This window comes from Leifsonia sp. HAY1-4F (assembly GCF_056755275.1).
In genome coordinates, this window is record NZ_JBNDHX010000012.1 from 20,675 (window position 1) to 42,171 (window position 21,497).

Genomic DNA, 21,497 nt, shown 5'->3' on the forward strand with positions numbered 1-21,497 from the left:
TTCGGGCCGGCGCCGCCGCACAGACAGCTACTTGGCGACGAGCTGCCAGTCCTGTGAGCCGGCCCCGTTGTCCGACGGCTGGAGGCTGAGCTTGGCTCCTGCGGTCGAACCGGTCAGATAGAGCGAGCGGTTCTGGACACTCTGGAAGTAGACGTATCCGTTGCTCTTCGTGACCATGGTGAACAACCCTGTAGCGGTGTTGTCCACCCATTGGCCGATCTGCTGCCCTTGGGTTGCGTTCCCCGTCCAGATCTCCGCCGCGCGGCCGCCCGACTTGTTCAGGAGGGTGACATTGCCATCCGACTTGGTCGTGACGTGCCACAGCTGGGTGTCGGGATTGGCTGCCGAGCCGGCCGCCTCCAGGCGAACGTCCGGAGAATCGGCGTTGCCGATGTTCGCGTCGGTCGTGTTGTTCGTCGTCCCGATCACCTGGCCCGTGAGCTTGTTCACGATCTGGTAGTAGGTGCCGGTCGAATGGCCGAAGTCGATGTCGGCGTTGATGATGGTCGAGGTCCCCTGGTTGGCGAGGATCACGACGCGACCGGTGGTGGCATCGTAGGTGAGGTTTCGGCTGTAGGCACCGGGCATGGTGGTCTGATACGCCGTCCAGGACGCCGTGCTGCTCCCGGACGCGTTCATCCAGACGTTTCCGCTCCCGGCCGCATTGAAGAGGATCCGACCGTCCGGAAGGCGGACCAGCACGGGGCTTCCGCCGGTGGCGAGCGCCCCGGTTCCCGTCGTGACAGGAAGGGTGGTGATGCCGGTCCCTGCGGCGCCTCCGACCGAGAAGAAGTGGAGCGGATCGCTGGCGACCTTGTAGCGGACGTTGTCTCCGCCACCCCAGTACTCGTAGGTCAGCATCCACTTGCCGTCCGAGGTCTGAACGACGTTGGCCATGCCCGGCCGGCCTCCACCGATCTCCGTCTTTCCGCCCGCCAGGGTGACGGTGGTGCCTGAGACGTCGACCACAGGCCCGCTCCAGCTCGCGCTCGTGCCGTCCCAGGTGCGGTGGGCGAGGATCTGACCATCGGAATCGGTGGCGGTCGCGTTGTTCGGGTCGACGGTGGGTACACCGGTGGTGGTGTTGTATCCCGTGAAGTCGTTCTCATCCGAGTAGTAGGCGACGAGCTGGCCGTTGTAGACCATGAGGTACGGCTCCCACGCCGGGTCCACCTGCTTGTAGGTGTTGGCCGCAGACACGTTGACACCGATCGCGCCGGCGCTCCCGCCCTGCCAGCTACCGCCGGTCACGATGTTCCGGAAGGTCCAGGATGCGCCGCTGTCGGTGCTCGAGTAGAGCGCGATCGCCAGGTCCTTGCGGTCGCCGTCGTTGGTCGGCGTCCAGTTAGCGTTCGCCGCCTTCTGCTCCAGGTAGTACTCGTCGTCGCCCGAGACGACGGCCGCCAGAACCAGCGTGCCGGCGGCGAGCGCGCCGACCTGCTGCGGAAGCACATACAGGTACGGGTTCGTCCAGGCGCTCGTGTACTTGGCGACGGACGGATCGCTCGAGAGATACGCGGGTGCCTGCACCTGCGAGAGGAGTTGCCACGTCGTGCCGTCGTCGTCGCTCTTGTACACCGGCAAGGTCTGCCCGACCGCGCTCCCCGAGGCCGGGACGGTGGACTGCTCGAACGAGGCGACGAGCCGCCCGCTGGTGAGCTGCGCCGCCTTCGGATAGATGGCGCAATTGCCACGGCCCTTCAGGCAGGCCTGGTTCGACGGCAACTGATAGATGGTGCCGGGCGTGGGGCTGTACCCCTGTGCCGATACGGCGGTGGCGGCGACGATGGCCAGCGCGACGATCGCGCTGGCGATGGACCGGCGTGCGGTCTCTCTCTTCATAACCTCTCCTTTGGGGTCACTCACCGGCCGGGAGGTGCTTCCTTGCTCCGAAGGCCGAACTGTTCTCGATAACAGTATGAGATTTCCGTTCATTGTTACCGATAAAACTACGGATAGCAAGGTGAGAGCCTGCGAAGAGAGCGAACGGACCGGCTACTGGAGGGCCGAGGTCAACCGTGCCAGGTTGTCGAGGACGGTCGAGCGCAGCGGCTGCTTCATCCATTCGTCGAGGGTGAGCTCGCGGCTCTCCATCCGGTAGCCGTCCTCGACCTTCCGCATCTCCTCGACGAAGGAGTGTCCGCGCACCATGAGCGAGACCTCCATGTTGAGCTGGAAGGAGCGCATGTCCATGTTGCTCGAACCGATCACGGCGACGTCGTCGTCGATCGTGAAGTGCTTGGCGTGCAGGATGTAGGGCGCCTTGTACATCCAGATCCGCACGCCGGCGCGCAGCAACGCCTCGTAGTACGAACGCTGCGCATGGTAGACGAGGGCCTGGTCGCCGATCTCCGAGACGAACAGGTCGACGGAGATCCCGCGCTGCACGGCCGAGGTGATCGCCATCAGCATCGACTCGTCGGGGACGAAGTACGGCGACGTGATGACGATGCGCGTCTGCGCGTAGTACAGCAGGGCGAGGAAGAGGCGGAGGTTGTTCTCACCGGCGAATCCGGGCCCGGACGGCACGACCTGCGCATCCAGGTCCGCAGGCTCGATCTCATCGGTGATCGGCTCGGTCTCACGACGGAGCAGCTCGTCGGTCTCGCTGTACCAGTCCGTGATGAAGATGGCGTTGAGGCCGGCGACGATCGGTCCCTCCAGCCGGACGATCAGCTCCTTCCACTTCAGGCCGCGCCGGCGGTTCGCCCGCTTGTTGTAGCTGCGATCGATGATGTTCTGCGAGCCCATGAAGGCGACGCGCCCATCCACGATGAGCAGCTTCCGGTGGTTGCGCAGGTCGGGCCGCTGATACCTCCCTCGGAAGGGCTGGATCGGCAGCATCAGACGCCACTTCGCGCCCATCGCCGTGAGCCGCTTGATGGTGCGCCGGTAATCCGGCGTGCGCAGGGAGGCGATGTGATCCAGCAGCACGCGAACGGTCACGCCACGCTGGACGGCCTGCTCCAGGGCGTCGAAGAGCGGAGCGGTCGTCGCATCCAGCGTGAGGATGTAGAACTCGACATGCACGTATCGGCGAGCGCCCCGGATCTCGTTCGCCATCGCATCGAGAGACCCTTGGTAGTCGCCGTTCAAAGACGCCCGGTTGCCGCCGACCAGGGGCATCGCGCCGAGCTTGCGATTGAGCTCGACCACACCCTCCAGCCACGGCGGCCACGGATGGTCGCGGCGAACGCGCTCAATTCCCTCGGTGCTGTCGATGATGAAGCGGTTGATCTCGTCCTGCTTCTTCCGCCGGCTCTTCGGGAGCTTGTAGCTGCCGATGAGCAGGAAGAACAGGATGCCGAAGTACGGGATGAGGAAGATCGCCAGCAACCAGGCGGTCGCCGAGGTGGGCTTGCGGTTGCGCGGGACGATGATGATCGCGAGCACGCGGATCACGAAGTCGACGAGCAGGGCGACGACGATGGAGAACGAGACCCAGAAGCCCGTGTCCATGCACGCATCCCCTCGCCTGCCGCAGCGGAACGCGGGTGCGTCCCCCGGCATTACCGTAGCGGACCGGCGCTCCGGCGTCTGGACATGCGGTCAGGACTTGGGCGAGAGACCTCGACGGGCGCGTTCCTCGGCCTCCAGGCGGGTGTAGGCCCGCCGCTCGTCGCGGTCGGCGCGCACGATCGCGCGCATGATGGCCCAGAACAGCAGGCCGACCAGCACGGTCGGTGCAAGCGCCCAGAGGATACCGCCGATGACGTCGTTCATAGCGCCTCCATGCTAACTCCGCTGCCTGTGAAACCCGCCGGGTGCAGCGGCGACGCGGCGCCGCCCACCGCCGGTCCTCGCGGCACTACTTCACCAGCGGGAACAGGATGGTCTCGCGGATGCCGAGGCCGGTGAGGGCCATCAACAGGCGGTCGATGCCCATCCCCATGCCGCCGGTCGGTGGCATCCCGAACTCGAGGGCGCGCAGGAACTCCTCGTCCAGCCGCATGGCCTCGTTGTCGCCTGCCGCGGCGAGCTTGGCCTGCTCGATGAACCGCTCGCGCTGGACGACCGGATCGACGAGCTCCGAGTAGCCGGTCGCGAGCTCGAAGCCGCGCGTGTAGAGGTCCCACTTCTCGACGACGCCTTCGCGCGAGCGGTGGGCGCGCACCAATGGGCTGGTGTCGACCGGGAAGTCCATCACGAAGGTCGGACGCACGAGGTCGGTCTTGACGTGGTGCTCCCACAGTTCCTCGACGTATTTGCCGGGCAGTGGATGCTCGATCTCGATGCCGGCGACGGCCGCCAGTTCGCGAAGGCGCTCGATCGGCGTCTCGGGCGTGATCTCCTCGCCGACCGCGTCCGACAGGCTGTCGTACATCCGGATGCGGTCCCACTGGCCGCCGAGGTCGTACTCGGTGCCGTCGGCCCAGGTGACGACGTGCGAACCGGAGACCGCGACCGCCGCATCCTGGATCAGCGTCTGCGTGAGATCGGCGATCGAGGTGTAGTCGCCGTAGGCCTGGTAGGCCTCGAGCATGGCGAACTCGGGCGAGTGAGTGGAGTCGGCGCCTTCGTTGCGGAAGTTGCGGTTGATCTCGAACACCCGGTCGATTCCGCCGACCACCGCGCGCTTGAGGTACAGCTCCGGTGCGATCCGCAGGTACAGGTCGGTGTCGAAGGCGTTCGAGTGCGTGACGAACGGACGAGCGGAGGCGCCGCCGTGCATGACCTGCAGCATCGGCGTCTCGACCTCGACGAAGTCGCGCTCGGCGAAGGTGCTGCGGAGGCTGGCGACGGTCTTGGCACGGTCGAGCACGGTCGCACGCGCCTGATCGCGGGCGATGAGGTCGAGGTACCGGGCGCGGACGCGGGTCTCCTCGCTCAGCTCGCTGTGGAGGTTCGGCAGCGGAAGCAGCGCCTTGGCGGCGATCGTCCACTCCCGGGCCATCACCGACAGCTCGCCGCGACGGCTGGAGACGACCTCTCCGGAGACGAAGACGTGGTCGCCCAGGTCGACCAGCTCCTTCCAGGCGCTCAGCGACTCCTCGCCCACCTCGGCGAGCGAGACCATCACCTGGATGCGGGAGCCGTCGCCTGCCTGCAGCACGGCGAAGCACAGCTTCCCGGTGTTGCGCAGGTGCACCACGCGGCCGGCGATGCCGACGGCCTCGCCGGATCCCTCGTCGGGCTGCAGGTGCTCCCACTTCGCGCGGACGGCCGGGATCGTCGTGGTGACCGGAACCTGCACGGGATAGGCCCCGCCGCCGGCGTTCTCGGCCTCCGCGAGCAGACGCTCGCGCTTGCCGAGCCGGACCGCCTTCTGCTCGCTGACCTCGTCCTCGCTCAGCTGGTCGTCGCTGAGCTGGTCGTCGCCGGGTGCGGCCGCGGTGGTCTGCGCGTCGGTCATCGGTGTCTTTCCGTTCGGGGTGGCGTTCGGGTGGCCTTCACAGGGTGGTGCCGGTGCAGCTTCCGCGGTCACGTCGTGAGGCGCTGGTTGTCGATCAGCCGGGTGGTGCCGACCCGAGCGGCGATCAGCATCAGAGCGGGACCGTGGTGATCAGGCGACGCTTCGCGGAAGGTTTCCGGGTCGACGATCGCGAGATAGTCCAGCTTAACCGCTGGCTCCGCCTCGACGCGCGCCCGGGCGGCCTCGAGCGCCGCCGCGACCCCGTGCCCGGCTGCAGCAGAGCCCGCGGCGAGCGCCTGCGAGAGCGTCACCGCTGCCGCGCGGTCCTCGGCGACGAGGTAACGGTTGCGGCTGGAACGGGCCAGGCCGTCCGGCTCGCGCACCGTATCCACCAGGACGATCGACACGGGCAGGTCGAGATCCTCGACCATCCGGCCGATCACGTGCGCCTGCTGCGCATCCTTCTGGCCGAAGACGGCGACATCGGGCTGCACGATGTTGAAGAGCTTGCACACCACGGTCAGGACGCCGTCGAAGTGTCCCGGACGGGAGGCTCCCTCGAAGCGCGTGCCCGATTCCCCTGCCGTGACTCGCGTCTCGGAGGGCCCCTTCGGGTACATCTCGGCGGCCGTCGGCGCGAAGACGATGTCGGCGAGATCCTGCAGCGCGGCGACATCGGCGGCGAGCGTGCGCGGGTAGCGGTCCAGGTCCTCCCCCGGCCCGAACTGCAGCGGATTGACGAAGATCGACACCACGACGAGACCGCCCAGATCGCGTGCCTGCGACACGAGGCGCAGGTGGCCCTCGTGGAGCGCGCCCATCGTCGGAACGAGCACCACGCGACCGGTCGGGGCATCCGCAGGGCCATCCTGCCCGGCCTTCCGCCGCGCCTCGGCGACGCGTGCCCTCAACGCGGCGATGGTGGTGATGATCTCTGGCATGCGCATCCCTTCGGCCCTGGAATCGGCCGCGTCCAGGCTACTCGCCGCGCAGGAACCAGCCGCGCCCGTCATCGCCGGGGTCGCCCGGGCCGCCGCCGTCCGGTCCGGCGCCCGGCGCCTCGTCCTGCAGCGCGTCGATCACGTCCTCCAGCTCCAGCCGCGTCGGCGCGCCCGCCCGGGTGAGGGCGTTGTCCACCGTGGAGCGGATGAGCGAGCTGAGGAAGGATCCCGGGTTCTCCACCCCGATGCCCTTCAGCAACCCCGTCGACTGCTCGACGATCGAGCGCGAGAACGCCGTGGCCGTCGCGATGGCCTCCGCATAGGCCGGGCGATCGGCCTCGTCCACGACGACCGGCTCGCCGCCCATCTCCACGACCAGTGCCTGCGCGATCGGGAGGACGGCCGCCGGGGCCGTCACGGCGAAGTAGCTCTCGGCGAGGCGGGCGAGGTCGAGGCTCGTTCCCGTGAACTCCAGCGCCGGATGCACCGCGAGCGGGATGGCACCGGCGGCGGCCGCGGGACGGAGCACGTCGATCCCGAAGCCGGGCGCTGTGTGCAGGACGATCTGTCCGGGCTGCCACGTGCCGGTGGCGGCAAGGCCCGCGACAAGCGCGGGCAGCTCCGCGTCCGGCACCGCGAGGATGACCAGCTCGCTGCGCTCCACCACCGTCGGGACGTCGAGGATCGGCACTCCGGGCAGCATCCCCTCGGCCCGTTCGCGGCTCGTCTCGGAGACGGCGGAGACGCCGACGACCGCGTGGCCGGCTCCGGCGAGCGCGAGTCCGAGGATCGGACCGACCCGGCCTGCGCCGACGATCCCGAGCCCCAGCCGGCCGGAGCGCTGCGACGGCGGACGGGCGGACGGCTGCATCAGGATTCCTCCTCGGTTCGGGTGTCCGCCTGAGGCGGGCGGGGCACGTCAGGCGGCGCGGCGGCGGTCGGTGCAGCGGCGGTCGGTGCGACGGCGCGGCCCCACCGGTGACTCGCGTCCGCGACGGCCGCAGCCACCGCGCGCGCCGATACCGCCTCGAACAGCCGCACCCCGGTCGGCGCGTCGATCGCGGCCAGCCGGGGATGCACGGGACCGGAGACCGTGTGGAAGCGCGCCTTCGCGAGCGCGAGCAGCGCATCCACGGGGCCTTGATAGAGCTCGAGGCTCTGCAGGCGCGCCAGCGGGACGATCGCGAGGCTCCGCCAGACGACGCCGCGACGCAGCAGGATCGCGTCGCCAACCAACCGGTAGCCCGTGCGCTGCCAGGACAGCGGCCGGATCCAGGCCGCCCGACGCGGGCTGCCGGTGAACGAGTCCCGGCCGCTGGACACCATCGCGGTCTCGATCAGCTCGCGGTGCTCGTCCGTCGCGAAGCCCGGCAGCACCAACGAGAGCACGCGCGAGACGTCGGCCGCGTCGCCGACCGGCAGCATCGTCGTGTTCGGCTGGCCCGCCGCGCCCTTCTCGCGGGAGTGACCGGCCGTGTCGATGCGGATCTGCCACCATCCGAACGGCCGCCACAGCAGCGGCTGAAGCACCTCGACGGCATGGATGCGGCCGGGCGGCAGCGTCTCGTTGCTGGTGCTCAGCAGGCCGAATCCGACGCGCACGCCATCCGGTGTCCCCGCGATCGAGTAGCGCAGGGACTTGGTGAAGCGGTTGAGGTAGAAGCTCGCCGTGCCGAGGAGGCCCGGGAGCACCACGATGAGCAGCCAGAGCGCGCCGCTCGCGGCTCCCCAGACCAGGAAGGCGACGACGACCAGCACGAACACGGTGAAGCCGCTCAGCAGGAGGGACCCCAGCAGACGGAACGGCGGGATCTTGACCACCGACGCAGGCGGGGCTGCGTTCGGGTCCAGCTCCGGGGCGAGGAACTCGTTCACCCGGCGGCCGACGAGGTCCGTCACTGCGCCTGTACGCGATGCTCCGGCAGCGCCGGCGTCACGACCGCCGGCCGGCCCGTCCGCGGCGGCCGCCTCCGCCGCCTGCACACCCGACGCGAGCCGCAGTACATCCGCACGGAGCCCGTCCGCCAGCGACGAGCCGAGGTACGCGAGCTGCACGTTCGCGTCGTGCCCGGCGACGGACACGTCGAGCTTCGCCGCCCCGAAGATCCGCGCCAGCACCGGGCGCACGACGTTGATGCCCTGGATGCGGTCGAGCCGCGCCTTGCGCTGGGTCCGGAACAGGATGCCGCTGCGCACCTCCACCGCGTCGCCGGTGATCCGGAAGGTGTGCATCCGCCACGAGAGGTAGAACGCGCCGAAGCAGAGCAGCAGCACTACGGCGACACCGAGAAGCGCCCAACCCTCCCAGCCGTGGTTGTAGATCGCGTCCAGGGGGTCGCCACCATAGTCGGGGGCGCCGACGAAGAAGCCGATCAGCCGCTCCCGCAGATTGGAGAGCACGAATCCGAACAGGGCGATGAAGACGATGCCGCCGCGAAGCAAGGGCGTCGCGGGATGCAGCCGGTGCCACTCGCCGTCCGTGTACCGCTCGGCCGCGCGCTGGGCCGGCGACAGCGGCGCGCCGGCGCCTGCCTGCGCCCGGCCCTCCGGCGCGCTCACAGTCCCGCCCGCCTGCTCTCCGCCAGCTCGACGAGCCGGTCGCGCAGCTCGGCGGCGTCCGGCTCCGGCAGCCCGGGCACCATCACCCCGGTGGATGCTGCTGCCGTGACGAATTTGAGATCGGCCAGCCCGAGCATCCGGCTGACGGGGCCGCGGTTGATGTCGATCAGCTGCATCCGGCCGTAGGGGACGGACACGAATCGCTGGAACATGATCCCGCGCCGGAACAGCAGGTCATCGTCGCGCAGCCGGTAGCCGATCGAGCGCGCACGGCGCGGGGCGATGATGAGCGCGACGATGGTGGTCACCACCACGACGGCCAACAGCAGCCAGCCGAGGCTCCAGCGGCCGACCAGCCACAGGAACAGGGAGCCGGCCGACAGCACCAGCCCGGAGATCACGGTACTGGCGATGACGACGAGCACGTATTTCGGCGAGACCCGGCGCCACTCGCCGACGTTCAGGTCAATCCGATCGGGCATGCACATTCTCCGTACGGTCGTCGTCATCGCCGGGAGGCAAGGTGCAGAACAGCTCGGCCACGAGACCCGCCACGAGCAGGATCACAGCACCGGCGGTGGCCAGCGCGGCGAGGAGGATCGCGTTGCCGGCGGGCAGCACATCGCGCGTCAGGAGATACGAGACGACGCCGACGCCCATCCCGGTCAGCAGGCCACCGCTCAGTCCGCAGGCCTTGGCGAGGACGACGATCCGGGTCGCCTGGAACGGATCGATGCGACGGATGGTGTGCCCCCGCACGGCGCGGCGGATCGGTATCGCGAACGCGATCACGATGATCGCGACGGCGACGAGCGTGATCGGCAGCGTGAGCGGCGGGATGAACACCGCCACCCCCATCGAGGAGGCCGCCAGCTCCGCGAGGAAGCCGATGACGAGCCCGGCGACGCCGAGACCGATCAGGGAGCTGGCACGGGTGCGCTTCACGAGCGGTCCTCCCACAGCTGCACGGGATCGCCGGCACGCGCCGCCAGCTCGGCGACCGGACCGAACCCGGCGAGGTGCGCCTCCGGATCCACGTCGAGCCAGGGGACGAGGACGAACGCGCGCTCGTGAGCGCGTGGATGCGGCAGCACGATGCGGGGATCGTCGTCGGAGACGAGCCCGTCGTAGTCCACGATGTCGATGTCGATCGTCCGGTCGCCCCAGCGCTCCGCGCGGACCCGGCCGAGCCGATCCTCGACGGCGTTCACCGCGGCCAGCAGGTCGAGCGGCTCCAGCAGGGTGCGGACGAGCGCGACAGCGTTCAGGTAGGAGGGCGCGGCGTCGTCGATGCCGTCCGGCTTCAGCGCCGGCGTCTCGTACAGTCGCGAGATCGCCCGCACGTCGATGCCCGGATCCTCCCCCAGCGCGTCGACGGCGGCATGGATGGTGGCGGCGCGGTCGCCGAGGTTGCTCCCGAACGCGAGCACGGCGGGCACCCCGACCCGCATGCGGACAGGCTTGCCGAGGGGCGCGGCGCTCACGCTCGGCTCCTCACGATGCGCACCGCGACATCCCCGAAAGGCACGGTGATCGGCGCTTGCGGCTTGTGGACGGTGACCTCGACCGTGTCCACCGGCTCATGCGCCAGCACGGTCGCTGCCACGCGCTCCGCGACCGTCTCGATGAGGTCGACCGGGTCGCGCTCGACCGCGGCCACCACCTCCTCCGCCAGCTCGCCGTAGTGGACGGTGGAGCCGAGGTCGTCGCCGGCAGCGGCGACGGACAGGTCGAGCCAGGCCGTCACATCGACGACGAAGTCCTGGCCGTCGGCCCGCTCGAAGTCGAAGACGCCGTGGTTCGCGCGCACGCGGAGGCCGGTCAGCACGATCGAGTCGGTCGGTCGCGAGTGGATGCTACTCATCGCGTCCAGCTTCCCACGCCCGCACGACGTCGAGGGCCATCCGGGTCGACGGCACGTCGTGGACGCGGACCGCCCACGCCCCCGCCTGGGCGGCGAGGGCCGAGATCACCGCCGTCGGCGCGTCGCGGTCCTCGGCGGGCGCGCCCTCCGGCAGCAGGGCGCCCAGGAACCGCTTGCGCGACGCCCCGATCAGCACGGGGTATCCGAGGGTCTCGATCTCGTGCAGTCCGGCAAGGACCTGCCAATTGTGCCGCCCGTTCTTGGAGAAGCCGAGTCCCGGATCCAGGATCAGCTTGGCCGGGTCGACACCGCGCCGCAGCAGCTCGGTGACCCGGGCCGACAGCTCGGCTCGCACCTCGGGGACGGTGTGCTGGTACACGGCACGGGAGTCGGCGGCGTCGAGGCGCCCGCGCCAGTGCATCACGACGTACTGCGCTTCAGTCTCGAGCACGACCTCCGGCATCCGCTCATCCGCCAGGCCGCCGGAGACATCGTTGATGACGGCGGCGCCCGCCTCCACCGCTGCGCGCGCGGTGGACGCGTTGAGCGTGTCGGCGCTGACCGTGACACCGTGCGCGACGAGCTCGCGGATCACCGGGATGACGCGCTTCCGCTCCTCCTCGGGATCGACCCGCAGCGCGCCGGGCCGGGTGGACTCGCCGCCCACGTCGACGAGGTCGGCGCCCTGCGCCACCAGCTCCAGGCCGTGCTCGATCGCGGCATCGGGCTCCAGCCAGAGTCCGCCATCGCTGAACGAGTCCGGCGTCACATTGAGGACGCCCATGATGAGGGTCACTCGGCGCCTCGTCCGATCAGGGCCACCAGTTCGGCCCGGGCGGCCGGCTCGGTGTACGCGCCCCGCGCCGCGACGGTCACGGTGGTGCTGGCTGTCTGGCGGGCGCCGCGCGTGGTCACGCAGGTGTGCGCCGCATCGAGCACCACGAGGACTCCGCGTGCGTCGGCGCCGCGCTCGATCGTGTCAGCGATCTGCTCGGTCAGGCGCTCCTGCACCTGGGGGCGCGCCGCGAGCGTCTCGATCACCTGAGGGATGCGGCCGAGCCCGATGACCCTGTCGCCAGGAAGATACGCGACATGCGCGACTCCCAGGAACGGCAGCAGGTGGTGCTCGCAGACCGACCGGAACCGAATGTCGCGCAGCAGCACGGTCTCGGCCGTCCGCCCGTCCTCCAGCGGCACCGGCTCGCCCAGGTCGTCCGCGGCGTCGTGGCCCACGCCGGCGAAGAACTCGGCGTAGGCGTCCGCCACGCGTGCGGGCGTGCTCTGAAGTCCCGGACGCGACGGATCCTCGCCGATGGCGGCGAGGATCTCGGCGACGGCCGCTTCGATGCGCGGACGATCGAAACCGGTCATGTCCGCGGCGGCTCTAGGCGGTCGCCGGGCGCGGCTTGATCGCCGGCGAGCGCTTGGGCTTGGCGGCCGGCGGCTCGGAGTCGACTCCGCCATCCACCGCACCCGCATCGATCGGAGCCTTCGGGAACGGGATGGGCGGCAGGTCCGAGATCGGGCGCTTGTCGCTGGAGAGCCACTGCGGGCGCTCCGGCAGCTTCTTCACGTCGACGAAGATCTCCGCGATCTGGTTGTGGTCGAGCGTCTCGTGCTCGAGGAGGGATGCGGCCAGACGGTCGAGCACGGCCCGGTTGTCGTTCAGCACCTCCCACGCCTCGTCATGCGCCTTCTCGATGAGGGCGCGCACCTCGGCGTCGACACGCTCGGCGATCCGCTCGGAGTAGTCGCGCTGGTGGCCCATGTCACGGCCGAGGAACATCTCGCCGTTCGCCTGACCGAGCTTGACCGAGCCGATGTCGGCGCTCATGCCGTACTCGGTGACCATCTTCCGGGCGATGGACGTCGCCTTCTCGATGTCGTTCGAGGCGCCGGTGGTGGGGTCGTGGAACACGATCTCCTCGGCGACGCGACCGCCCATGGCGTACGCGAGCTGATCGAGCAGCTCGTTCCGGGTGATCGAGTACTTGTCCTCGAGCGGCATCACCATCGTGTAGCCGAGGGCGCGGCCGCGCGGCAGGATGGTGATCTTCGTCACGGGGTCGGTGTGGCGCATCGCCGCGGCGGCGAGGGCGTGCCCGCCCTCGTGGTACGCGGTGATGAGCTTCTCCTGGTCCTTCATCACGCGGGTGCGCTTCTGGGGGCCCGCGATCACACGGTCCACGGCCTCGTCGAGCGCGCGGTTGTCGATCAGCTGCGCGTTGGAGCGCGCGGTGAGCAGCGCGGCCTCGTTGAGGACGTTCGCCAGGTCGGCTCCGGTGAAGCCCGGCGTCTTGCGGGCCAGCACCTCGAGGTCGACGGAGGCCGCAAGCGGCTTGCCGCGGCCGTGCACCTCGAGGATCTTCTTGCGGCCGAGGAGGTCGGGCGCATCCACGCCGATCTGACGGTCGAAGCGGCCGGGACGCAGCAGCGCCGGGTCGAGGATGTCCGGACGGTTGGTCGCCGCGATCAGGATGACGTTGGTCTTCGGGTCGAAGCCGTCCATCTCCACGAGGAGCTGGTTCAGCGTCTGCTCGCGCTCGTCGTGGCCACCGCCGAGGCCGGCGCCGCGGTGACGGCCCACCGCGTCGATCTCGTCGATGAAGATGATGGCCGGCGAGTTCTCCTTGGCCTGCTGGAACAGGTCGCGGACGCGGCTCGCGCCGACGCCGACGAACATCTCGACGAAGTCGGAACCCGAGATGGAGTAGAACGGCACACCCGCCTCACCCGCGACGGCGCGGGCCAGCAGGGTCTTGCCCGTTCCCGGAGGGCCGTACAGCAGCACGCCCTTGGGGATGCGGGCGCCGACCGCCTGGAACTTGGCCGGCTCCTTCAGGAAGTCCTTGATCTCCTGCAGCTCCTCGATGGCCTCGTCGGACCCGGCGACGTCGTCGAAGGTGACCTTCGGCGTCTCTTTCGTAACGAGCTTCGCCCGCGACTTGCCGAACTGCATGACCTTGTTGCCGCCGCCCTGCATGCCGGAGATCATGATCCAGAAGAACACGCCGATCAGCAGCGCCGGGATGAGGAAGCCGAGGATGTTGACGAACCAGTTCGGCTGCGGCACCTCGTCGTCGTAGCCCTTGGGAAGGTTCGCGTCGTCGATCGCCTTGACGACATCCTGACCGCGCGGGGTCACGTAGTAGAACTGCACCTGGTTGCCGAGGGTGCCGTCCGGCTCCTTCAGCGTGAGGTCGACGCGGTTCTCACCGTCGACGATCTTCGCGGTCGACACCTTGTCTTGCGAGAGGAGTTCCAGGCCCTGCTGGGTGGTGACGCTCTTGAAGCCGGACATCGTGATCAGGCTCGAGGCCACCCACACGAGGACGATCGCAAGCGCGACGTACAGGATGGGGCCGCGGAAGATCTTCTTGACGTTCATGGTGCGACCACAGTACCGCCTGGGCGCTGGGGGTCGGCTGCGTGTTCGCTCTGGGCGGTCTGCGTGCGGCCAGTGGGCCTCAGCTGTAGACCGCGGGGGCCAGGATGCCCACTCCGCGGAGGGTCCGGTAGCGCTCGTCGTAGTCGAGGCCGTAGCCGACGACGAACTGATTCGGGATGTCGAACCCGACGTACTTCACGTCGATCTCGACGCGCGCCGCCTCCGGCTTCCGCAGCAGCGTGAAGATCTCGATCGACGCAGGTCCCCGGCTGCGCAGATTCGAGAGCAGCCACGAGAGCGTGAGGCCCGAATCGATGATGTCCTCGACGATGAGCACGGTCCTGCCGCTCAGGTCGGTGTCCAGGTCCTTCAGGATGCGGACGACTCCGCTGGACTGCGTCCCGCTGCCGTAGGAGCTGACGGCCATCCAGTCCATCGTGACCGGGATGCGCAGCTCGCGCGACAGGTCCGCCATCACCATCACGGCGCCCTTGAGCACGCCGATCAGGAGCACGTCCGTGCCCGCGTAATCGCGCTCCACCTCTCGGGCCAGCTCAGCGATGCGGGAGCGGATCTGCTCCTCGGTGATCAGAATCTCGGTCAGGTCGTCGTGGGCGTCCGTGAGGTCCATGGGGGAGGCGCTGTCCTTACGTGGTGGGGTGGAACGTGAGCAGCCCGTTCTGCCTGACAACTCTAACGCCTGGCAGATCGACGGGTCCCTGGCCGTGCCAGTCGGTGATCAGTGCCGCGACGGCGAGCGTGTGGGTGCGCGACAGGGAGACGCCGAACTCGGCGGAGACGACGAGACGGATGATGCGCTGGCGGAGCGCTGCGGGGTCTGCTGCGAGTCCGCGGACGTCCAGGGCGACCGCTCCGTCCTCCGTCTGGCTGACCAGTTCCTGCGCCCATTCGAGGGCGAGCCCGTCGAGCGCTTCGTCGTCCTCGCGCAGCTGCTCGGCCGTGCGTGCGAGCGCCTCGGCGACGCCGGGACCGAGCTCGCGCTCCAGGACCGGGAGGACCACGGATCGCGCGCGCACGCGCGTGTAAGAGGGGTCGTCGTTGTGCGGGTCCTCCCACGGTTCGAGGCGGCTGTCGGCGCAGAACGCGCGCGTCTGCTCCCGGCGGAGGCCGAGGAAGGGGCGGAGCAGGCGGCCGGTGTCCGGCAGCATCCCCTGCAGGCTGGACGGGCCGGAGCCGCGGGCGAGGCCGAGCAGCACCGTCTCGGCCTGGTCGTCCAGCGTGTGGGCGAGCAGGATGCGCGCTGCGCCGGTCTCGGCGAGCGCGCGGTCGAAGGCGGCGTGCCGGGCGGCGCGCGCCGCGGCCTCGGGACCGCCGTGCACGTCGACCCGGACGCGCTCCACCAGGACCGGGTCGAGCCTGAGGCCGGCGGCCTGTTCGGCGGCACGCTTCGCGACCGCGTCGGACCCCGATTGGAGGCCGTGGTCGACGATCACCGCGCCGGCGCGGTAGCCACTCCTCGGCGACTCGAACGCCGTGGCGGCGGCCAGGGCGAGAGAGTCCGCTCCCCCGCTCAGGCCGACGAGGACCAGGGCACCCGGCGCGAGCGGTGCGGGACGCGCAGGACCGTGGTCATCGTGCGGGTCCACGGGCGGGAGCGCGGCAGCAGTTGCGAGCGCCGTGCGGACCGCGCGACGCGCATCCGCAATGGGCGGGGTGAGCCGTGGACGGCGCTGCTCGGGCGGGGAACCGTGAGGGGGCACCTAGTAACGTTAGTGCGGAATCCCGACCACAAAGGAGCACCGGCATGGCCGAATACGACGTCGTCATCGAGATCCCCAGGGGGAGCCGCAACAAGTACGAGGTGGACCACGAGACCGGTCGCGTGTACCTCGACCGCGTCCTGTTCACGAGTTTCGTGTACCCGACCGACTACGGCTTCTTCGAGAACACCCTCGGCGACGACGGGGACCCGCTGGACGTGCTCGTCCTGCTCGAGTACCCGGTGTTCCCGGGCGTCGGCGTCAAGGTCCGCCCGGTCGGGGTGCTCAACATGAGCGACGAGGCCGGCGGCGACGCCAAGATCATCGCCGTCCAGTACAAGGACCCGCGCTGGCAGCACATCCAGGACGTCGACGACATCCCGGAGCAGACCCGCAAGGAGATCGAGCACTTCTTCGCCCGCTACAAGGACCTCGAGCCGGGCAAGTTCGTCAACATCGAGGGCTGGGGCGACGCCGCCGAAGCCGAGGGCCTCATCCAGAAGGCCATCGCGAAGCTGGCCGACGAGGGTCACTGACGCGGGCTGCGTGCGCGCAGTTTCGTGACGAATGTCGCCCTCAGCGCTGCTGGCGGCGACATTCGTCACGAATCGGCAGGGATGATGCCGGCGATCAGGCCGGCGTCAGGCGCTGGGGCGCGCGACCATGCCCCAGGGAGAGCCCCAGACCGACTGGGTCTTGACCACGTCGCCCTCGGTGGGCGCAGCGATCATGCGGCCGTTGCCGATGTAGATGCCGACGTGGTAGAAGTCGCCGGGAGCATCGCCCCAGAAGATCAGGTCTCCCGGCTGCTTGGCACCGTAGGGCACCAGCTGGCCCCGGTTCGCCGCCGTGAAGTACTGGTCGTTCACCGAGTGCGAGCCGATGTAGACGCCGGCGTAGGCGTACGACTTCATCGTGAGCCCTGAGCAGTCGTAGCCGACCGGACCCTCTCCGCCGAAGATGTACGGCTTGCCGAGCTGGGCGTACGCGTACGAGAGCGCCGTGTCGACGATGTTGCCGTTCGGAGCAGCGGGCGCGGCGCCCCCGCCTCCCCCACCCGACGGCGCGGAGCCGCCGGAGGATGCCGGCGGAGGTGCCGCCGCGGCCGCTGCTGCAGCGGCTGCCGCCGCTTCGGCAGCTTTGCGCGCCGCCTCTTGCTGAGCCTTGATCTGCTCACCCTGGAGGTAGGCGGCCTCGGTCTGCGCCGACGTGTTCTTGAGCGTTGCGAGCTGGGCGACGAGCTCGGTGGACTTCTGCTGCTGGGTCGCGAGGGCCGCCTGCGCCTGCCCCTGGGCATCCTGAGCCGCTTTGAGCGCCTTGTCGGCCGCCGCCGATAGAGTCTCACGCTCGGTCTTGGCGACCTTCGCCTGGGCCGTCAGGGCGTCCGCCGTGTTCTTGTCCTTGGTCGCCTGGTCGTACACGGCCTTGGACTGCTCCGTCAGCTTGCTCATCGTGCCGAGCTGGAACAGCAGCTTGTCGGCGGCCGAGCCGGAGCCGCCACCCTTCAGCATGAGGTCGGTGGTGACGTCTCCCCCGCCCGACTTGGCGAGATGCGACGCCAGGAGCCCGGCACGCATCTTGGAGGTCTTCGCCTTCTCGGCGGCGGCGCCGGCCTGCTTCTGGAGGTCGTCCGCCTTCGCCGACGCGGCCGCGAGCGCGTTCTTGGCCTGGAAGTACGCCTCGGCTGCCTTCTCGGAGGCGATGCGGGCAGCATCCACGTTCGACTGCAGGTTGCCGATGAGCGTGGTGATGTTATCGATCATCGCCTGCTGGTTGGCGACGTTGTTCTTCGCCTGCTGCACGTCGTTCCACGACGGGTAGTCGACCGCCTGCGCAGGAGCGACGATGCCGATGGATGCGGTGACCGCTCCCATGACGCCCGCACCGATGGCGAGGCCCGGGCGGACGCGGGTCTTCTCGTTCTCGTTAGCCAAGGGGAGCCTGCCTGTCTCTCATGAACGGAATGCCGTCGATCTTGACGCCGTTGATGCGCACCTCGAAATGGAGGTGGCACCCGGTGGAGGCGCCGGTCGTCCCGACGTGCGCGATCGGCTGGCCCGCGCCGACGTGCTGGCCGATGCCGACCATGATGCCGCCGTCGCGGATGTGGGCGTAGCCGGTGTCGATGCCGCCGCCGTTGTCGAGGAGCACGAAGTTGCCGTAGCTGCCGTTCGGGCCGGCGTAGATGACCGTGCCGTCGTGGGCCGCATAGATGGGCGAGTTGCACGAGGCGCCGATGTCGATGCCGAGGTGGTACGTGCTTCCGACGCCGCCGCCCGGCGACGGCCGGGGTCCGAAGCCGTCGGTGATCGGCCCGGTGGCGGGAACCGCCCAGCCCTGCGGGCCGACCGTTCCGCCGGGGAGCCCGCCGGAGCCGCGAGCCGCAGCCGCTGCCGCAGCGGCGGCCACGCCCGCCTCGTAGCCGGCCACCGTCTTCGCGGTGCTGTCCTTGAGCGCGGCGAGCTGCGCCTGCATCACGACGATCTGCTTCTGCTGCTCGGCGAGCTTGTCCTGCGCCGCCTTCGCGGCCTGGATCGCTGCTTGCATGGCAGCTTCAGCAGCCACCCGCAGTCGGTCGCGCTCGGCCTTGGCGACGTCCGCCTGGGCTGACAGCCCCTTCGCCGTGTTCTGTGCGGTCGTCGCCTCGGTGTAGACCTTGTCGGACTGCTCCACGAGCTTCGACATGCTGCCGAGATTCGCCAGGAGCTTGTCGGGACTGGTCGAGGTGGCGTTGTTACCGCTCAGGAACAGGTTCGCGCTCAGATTGCTGCCACCTGTGCGATACAGCTGAGCGGCCAGCCTGCCCGCCTGAGCGGTCGCATCGTCGGCCTTCTTCTTGCTGGCCGCCGCCTGGGACTCCAGGTCGGCAGCCTTGATCGTCGCGTCGTCGAGAGCCGCCTGGGCGGCCTCCAGCTCTTGACCGCGCTTCACCGCTGCGGCCTGGGTGTCCGCGACCTCCTGCTTGACCTGAGCGATGAGGCCGTTGATGCGGTCCACCTGCGCACTGGCAGCCGCCTCGTTGGCCTTCGCGTTCTGGACGTCCTGCCAGGAGGGATAATTGTCGGCGTAGGCGGGAGCGGCCACGGCGCCGACCGTCGTCACGAGGGCCACTGCCGCGATCGCCAGGGCACCGCGGAGGGTCAGGCGCCGAGAACCACCCCGGGTCGTTCGAAGGTCCGCTCGACTGCTCGTATGGCGTCTCATGGTGTTCTCGGCCCGCTCGCTTCCGCATCCACAGGGGTCACGCTGGTCACACGGGCCCCTTCGTCAACAGGGCTTACTGTACCAACGTGCCTTCTGAGCACCCCTTCGGGGTGGCCAGAATTGCGTCGAGGCGGCGTGCGAACCGGGCGATCGGGGGATCGCCTTCCCCGCACACTATGCGTACGCATCCCGGCCATTGCGGATTTCCGCGGGGCGTTGCGCGAACCGAACGTGCCTGCGCGAGGCCCGACCCGCCCGGGATCCGGACCCGATTGGCATTCCCGGCAGCTCTTCCGTATGCTTGTGCGTCGGTGGTCATCGGAGAGCGAAAGCAATTCGGGACGATCCGGCCCCATCGTTTAGCGGCCTAGGACGCCGCCCTTTCACGGCGGTAGCACGGGTTCGAATCCCGTTGGGGTCACGTCCAACGGCGTCCACTACAATTCAAAAGCAACACACTAAGGCCCTGTAGCGCAGTTGGTTAGCGTGCCGCCCTGTCACGGCGGAGGTCGCGGGTTCAAGTCCCGTCAGGGTCGCCACGGCGAGAAGCCCTTCCACACGGAAGGGCTTCCGTCTATGGCAGCGGTTCGCCGCCGCCAGCCGCTCCGGCGGCACGTCGCCTCGGCGGCACGGCTCTGTAGCTCAGTTGGTAGAGCGTTCGACTGAAAATCGAAAGGTCACCGGATCGATGCCGGTCGGAGCCACTGAAGAAAACCCCCGGTTCCAAGCGGAATCCGGGGGTTTCTTGTTTGCTCGTCGAGGGTCATCGCTGCTGACGCGTGGCCGAGCATCCGTTGCGCGGACTTGGACGTTCGCACCGGCCGACACGGCGAGCGATGCGGCCGTGTGTCTGAGGTCGTGGGGAGTCAGCCGCGGAAAAGTATCGTCGTTCTCCATGCACCGGGCGACGTCCGCGTTGAAGACGCGGTTGCGGAAACCAGGAACAGCCGGCCGTCCGCCAGGGTGGACGCCACGAAACTGCGCATCGGGGTGATCTTGGTATCCGTCGGCGCCGACGATGAAGTCGCAATCGATCCGCTCGCCCGAGGCGGTGGTGACGTACGGGACGTCCGAGTCGATGGCGTGCGGAGCGACGCCCTCCACCTCGAAGCGGACGTCGGAGCCGAGCCGGTCGTGGTCGGCGGCCGAGCACGTACTCCCGGCTCTTCTGCTCGGTGCAGGATGTGGCCGAGGAGGAGCCCCGCTGGACCCGCTCCGATGATGGTGACCTGGGTGCGCATTGTTCTCCGGTTCCGGTCAGCGGGCGTCGGCGCGCACAGCGGGCGCCGCGCCTGCGGCGGACCGCTCGAGGGCGGCGAAGGTCTCCGCGACCCAGTCGGCGATGATTCCGGCGACGTACGGCATGTTGTCGATGGAGATGTGCTCGGTGCCGCCCTCCGGGTCGTCGAAGATCCGCAGCTCGCGCCGGGGGCTGTTCACCGCATGCTCGTACGTCGCATGGGCATAGCGCACGGGGATCTGCCGATCGCCCGCGCCGTGCGTGATCAGCAGCGGCACGGTGATCTTCTCGGCGACACCGTTCAGGTGCATGCCGCGGGTCTTCTCGATGAACTCGTCCATGTCGCTCACCCCCCACACCCAGAAGACGTGGTCCCAGTAGTGCGGCACGGGGTTCTCACCCTCGCGGTTCCGGCGCGCCTCCTGCACCGCCGCCCAGTCGTGGTTGGCCCCCCACGCCACCGCGAGGGCGAGGCGCTTCTCGAAGGCCGCCGCCCGCGGAGCGTAATAGCCGCCGAGCGACCAGCCGACGACGCCGATCCGGTCGGGGTCCGCGCCGAGCTCCTCGGCGTTCGCCTCGATCCAGTCGATGATCGCCGCCGCCCATACCTCCGTGTCGTAGCGAGCCGTCAGACCCCGCAGCCGCAGCGCCTCCCCCGATCCCGGAGTGTCGATCATGAGGGTCGAGATGCCGCGCTCGGCCAGCATCTTCGGGAACCCGGAGTAGAACATCATCTCCTTGGTGGAGTCGAGGCCGTTCCACTGGATGATGACGGGATGCGGCCCGTCGCCCGGAGCGCGGTAGAAGTAGCCGGGCAGCGACGAGTCGCCGTAGGACACCTCCACCCGCGTGAGCGGGATGTCGCTGAGCTCCACGTGCTTCAGCAGCAGGTCGATCGACTTCTGGTAGGCGGCGTTGCGTCCCTCCCACCGCGGCGACTGCAGGCGCTCGGCCTGGGAGGTGTACAGCGACGCCCGGTAGTAAGTCTCACCCGCGCCGATCCGCCGGCCCGCGGCCTCGTCGGCCTGCGCCTTCGCGACCAGGCGGTCGGCGACGGCTTCCCACGAGGCGTAGAGCTCGGCCGTGCCGGCATCGTCGCCGTTCTGCGACGCGAGCAGCACCGGCTTGCACGCCCGGTCCACCTCGTCGATGAAGCCGCCGTTGTTGAGGGTGGCGACCACGGCCAGGCTCCAGACGTAATTGGTCGGGAAGTACATGAACACGAGG

The 21,497-nt window shown here is 69.3% G+C and carries 20 protein-coding genes, 3 tRNA genes and 1 pseudogene; 4 read left to right on the forward strand and 20 right to left on the reverse strand.

Going from position 1 to position 21,497, the window contains the following annotated elements; translation table 11 throughout:
- Positions 1-27 precede the first annotated feature (27 nt).
- From ACPYOG_RS04250 to tilS, 16 genes are all read right to left on the reverse strand, one after another.
- The gene (locus ACPYOG_RS04250; protein WP_481293012.1) at positions 28-1,842 is read right to left on the reverse strand and encodes an RICIN domain-containing protein; all 1,815 of its coding nucleotides are present in this window, start codon (positions 1,840-1,842) and stop codon (positions 28-30) included.
- Between the two features lie 153 nt (positions 1,843-1,995).
- Positions 1,996-3,459 carry a cardiolipin synthase gene (cls, locus tag ACPYOG_RS04255; protein WP_481293013.1) on the reverse strand — a complete coding sequence of 488 codons (1,464 nt, stop codon included), beginning with the start codon at positions 3,457-3,459 and terminating at the stop codon, positions 1,996-1,998.
- A 90-nt stretch (positions 3,460-3,549) separates the two neighbouring features.
- Positions 3,550-3,723, reverse strand: a complete 174-nt coding sequence (locus ACPYOG_RS04260; RefSeq protein WP_170857583.1) for a hypothetical protein — start codon at positions 3,721-3,723, stop codon at positions 3,550-3,552.
- A gap of 85 nt (positions 3,724-3,808) precedes the next feature.
- Positions 3,809-5,353, reverse strand: a complete 1,545-nt coding sequence (gene lysS, locus ACPYOG_RS04265; protein ID WP_481293014.1) for a lysine--tRNA ligase — start codon at positions 5,351-5,353, stop codon at positions 3,809-3,811.
- A gap of 68 nt (positions 5,354-5,421) precedes the next feature.
- The gene (panC, locus tag ACPYOG_RS04270; protein WP_481293015.1) at positions 5,422-6,300 is read right to left on the reverse strand and encodes a pantoate--beta-alanine ligase; all 879 of its coding nucleotides are present in this window, start codon (positions 6,298-6,300) and stop codon (positions 5,422-5,424) included.
- A gap of 31 nt (positions 6,301-6,331) precedes the next feature.
- Entirely contained in the window at positions 6,332-7,165 is an 834-nt protein-coding gene (locus ACPYOG_RS04275; RefSeq protein ID WP_481293016.1) for a Rossmann-like and DUF2520 domain-containing protein, read from the reverse strand.
- Positions 7,165-8,853 carry a PH domain-containing protein gene (locus ACPYOG_RS04280; protein ID WP_481293017.1) on the reverse strand — a complete coding sequence of 563 codons (1,689 nt, stop codon included), beginning with the start codon at positions 8,851-8,853 and terminating at the stop codon, positions 7,165-7,167. The genes ACPYOG_RS04275 and ACPYOG_RS04280 overlap by 1 nt, the downstream gene beginning before the upstream one ends.
- On the reverse strand, positions 8,850-9,335 hold the full coding sequence (locus ACPYOG_RS04285) for a PH domain-containing protein (RefSeq protein WP_481293018.1): 486 nt from the start codon (positions 9,333-9,335) through the stop codon (positions 8,850-8,852). The genes ACPYOG_RS04280 and ACPYOG_RS04285 overlap by 4 nt, the downstream gene beginning before the upstream one ends.
- On the reverse strand, positions 9,319-9,798 hold the full coding sequence (locus ACPYOG_RS04290) for a DUF3180 domain-containing protein (protein ID WP_192628670.1): 480 nt from the start codon (positions 9,796-9,798) through the stop codon (positions 9,319-9,321). The genes ACPYOG_RS04285 and ACPYOG_RS04290 overlap by 17 nt, the downstream gene beginning before the upstream one ends.
- A complete protein-coding gene (gene folK / locus ACPYOG_RS04295; protein ID WP_481293019.1) occupies positions 9,795-10,337 on the reverse strand; it encodes a 2-amino-4-hydroxy-6-hydroxymethyldihydropteridine diphosphokinase in 543 nt (180 codons plus the stop codon). Before folK ends, ACPYOG_RS04290 begins: the two co-directional genes overlap by 4 nt.
- Entirely contained in the window at positions 10,334-10,717 is a 384-nt protein-coding gene (folB, locus tag ACPYOG_RS04300; protein WP_481293020.1) for a dihydroneopterin aldolase, read from the reverse strand. The genes folK and folB overlap by 4 nt, the downstream gene beginning before the upstream one ends.
- A complete protein-coding gene (gene folP, locus ACPYOG_RS04305; protein WP_481293021.1) occupies positions 10,710-11,513 on the reverse strand; it encodes a dihydropteroate synthase in 804 nt (267 codons plus the stop codon). The genes folB and folP overlap by 8 nt, the downstream gene beginning before the upstream one ends.
- Positions 11,510-12,088 (reverse strand): GTP cyclohydrolase I FolE, encoded by a 579-nt coding sequence (gene folE, locus ACPYOG_RS04310; RefSeq protein WP_481293022.1) that lies wholly within the window; start codon positions 12,086-12,088, stop codon positions 11,510-11,512. Before folE ends, folP begins: the two co-directional genes overlap by 4 nt.
- 13 nt (positions 12,089-12,101) lie before the next feature.
- Complete coding sequence (gene ftsH / locus ACPYOG_RS04315; protein ID WP_481293023.1) at positions 12,102-14,105, reverse strand: ATP-dependent zinc metalloprotease FtsH; 2,004 nt, start codon at positions 14,103-14,105, stop codon at positions 12,102-12,104.
- Positions 14,106-14,184: 79 nt separating this feature from the next.
- Complete coding sequence (hpt, locus tag ACPYOG_RS04320; RefSeq protein ID WP_481293024.1) at positions 14,185-14,736, reverse strand: hypoxanthine phosphoribosyltransferase; 552 nt, start codon at positions 14,734-14,736, stop codon at positions 14,185-14,187.
- A 16-nt stretch (positions 14,737-14,752) separates the two neighbouring features.
- Entirely contained in the window at positions 14,753-15,826 is a 1,074-nt protein-coding gene (gene tilS / locus ACPYOG_RS04325; protein WP_481293025.1) for a tRNA lysidine(34) synthetase TilS, read from the reverse strand.
- Positions 15,827-15,870: 44 nt separating this feature from the next.
- Here tilS and ACPYOG_RS04330 point away from each other — a divergent pair, with 44 nt between their 5' ends.
- Positions 15,871-16,362: an inorganic diphosphatase gene (locus ACPYOG_RS04330; protein ID WP_481293026.1), complete on the forward strand. Its 492-nt coding sequence runs from the start codon at positions 15,871-15,873 to the stop codon at positions 16,360-16,362.
- A gap of 105 nt (positions 16,363-16,467) precedes the next feature.
- On the opposite strand, the gene ACPYOG_RS04335 is transcribed toward ACPYOG_RS04330, so the two are convergent.
- Complete coding sequence (locus ACPYOG_RS04335) at positions 16,468-17,760, reverse strand: C40 family peptidase (protein ID WP_481293027.1); 1,293 nt, start codon at positions 17,758-17,760, stop codon at positions 16,468-16,470.
- Complete coding sequence (locus tag ACPYOG_RS04340) at positions 17,753-18,937, reverse strand: peptidoglycan DD-metalloendopeptidase family protein (RefSeq protein WP_481293028.1); 1,185 nt, start codon at positions 18,935-18,937, stop codon at positions 17,753-17,755. The genes ACPYOG_RS04335 and ACPYOG_RS04340 overlap by 8 nt, the downstream gene beginning before the upstream one ends.
- Before the next feature lie 441 nt (positions 18,938-19,378).
- Here ACPYOG_RS04340 and ACPYOG_RS04345 point away from each other — a divergent pair.
- From ACPYOG_RS04345 to ACPYOG_RS04355, 3 genes are all read left to right on the forward strand, one after another.
- Positions 19,379-19,451 (forward strand) — tRNA-Glu (locus ACPYOG_RS04345).
- A gap of 41 nt (positions 19,452-19,492) precedes the next feature.
- Positions 19,493-19,569: transfer RNA gene (locus ACPYOG_RS04350), tRNA-Asp, on the forward strand.
- A gap of 92 nt (positions 19,570-19,661) precedes the next feature.
- Positions 19,662-19,734 (forward strand) — tRNA-Phe (locus ACPYOG_RS04355).
- A gap of 51 nt (positions 19,735-19,785) precedes the next feature.
- Here the strand turns inward: ACPYOG_RS04355 and ACPYOG_RS04360 are convergent.
- Positions 19,786-19,909 (reverse strand): annotated as a pseudogene (locus ACPYOG_RS04360) (tyrosine-type recombinase/integrase); the annotation flags it as partial.
- Positions 19,910-20,287: 378 nt separating this feature from the next.
- The gene (locus ACPYOG_RS04365; protein WP_481293043.1) at positions 20,288-21,487 is read right to left on the reverse strand and encodes an alpha/beta hydrolase family protein; all 1,200 of its coding nucleotides are present in this window, start codon (positions 21,485-21,487) and stop codon (positions 20,288-20,290) included.
- Positions 21,488-21,497 lie beyond the last annotated feature (10 nt).

Bases quoted from the DNA above. Each gene is read 5' to 3' on its own strand.
- ACPYOG_RS04260 (WP_170857583.1), bottom strand. From the start codon at position 3,723: ATGAACGACGTCATCGGCGGTATCCTCTGGGCGCTTGCACCGACCGTG.
- ACPYOG_RS04285 (WP_481293018.1), bottom strand. From the start codon at position 9,335: ATGCCCGATCGGATTGACCTGAACGTCGGCGAGTGGCGCCGGGTCTCG.
- folE (WP_481293022.1), bottom strand. From the start codon at position 12,088: ATGACCGGTTTCGATCGTCCGCGCATCGAAGCGGCCGTCGCCGAGATC.
- ACPYOG_RS04275 (WP_481293016.1), bottom strand. From the start codon at position 7,165: ATGCAGCCGTCCGCCCGTCCGCCGTCGCAGCGCTCCGGCCGGCTGGGG.
- hpt (WP_481293024.1), bottom strand. From the start codon at position 14,736: ATGGACCTCACGGACGCCCACGACGACCTGACCGAGATTCTGATCACC.
- cls (WP_481293013.1), bottom strand. From the start codon at position 3,459: ATGGACACGGGCTTCTGGGTCTCGTTCTCCATCGTCGTCGCCCTGCTC.
- ACPYOG_RS04330 (WP_481293026.1), top strand. From the start codon at position 15,871: ATGGCCGAATACGACGTCGTCATCGAGATCCCCAGGGGGAGCCGCAAC.
- ftsH (WP_481293023.1), bottom strand. From the start codon at position 14,105: ATGAACGTCAAGAAGATCTTCCGCGGCCCCATCCTGTACGTCGCGCTT.
- ACPYOG_RS04250 (WP_481293012.1), bottom strand. From the start codon at position 1,842: ATGAAGAGAGAGACCGCACGCCGGTCCATCGCCAGCGCGATCGTCGCG.
- panC (WP_481293015.1), bottom strand. From the start codon at position 6,300: ATGCGCATGCCAGAGATCATCACCACCATCGCCGCGTTGAGGGCACGC.
- ACPYOG_RS04365 (WP_481293043.1), bottom strand. From the start codon at position 21,487: ATGTACTTCCCGACCAATTACGTCTGGAGCCTGGCCGTGGTCGCCACC.
- lysS (WP_481293014.1), bottom strand. From the start codon at position 5,353: ATGACCGACGCGCAGACCACCGCGGCCGCACCCGGCGACGACCAGCTC.
- folB (WP_481293020.1), bottom strand. From the start codon at position 10,717: ATGAGTAGCATCCACTCGCGACCGACCGACTCGATCGTGCTGACCGGC.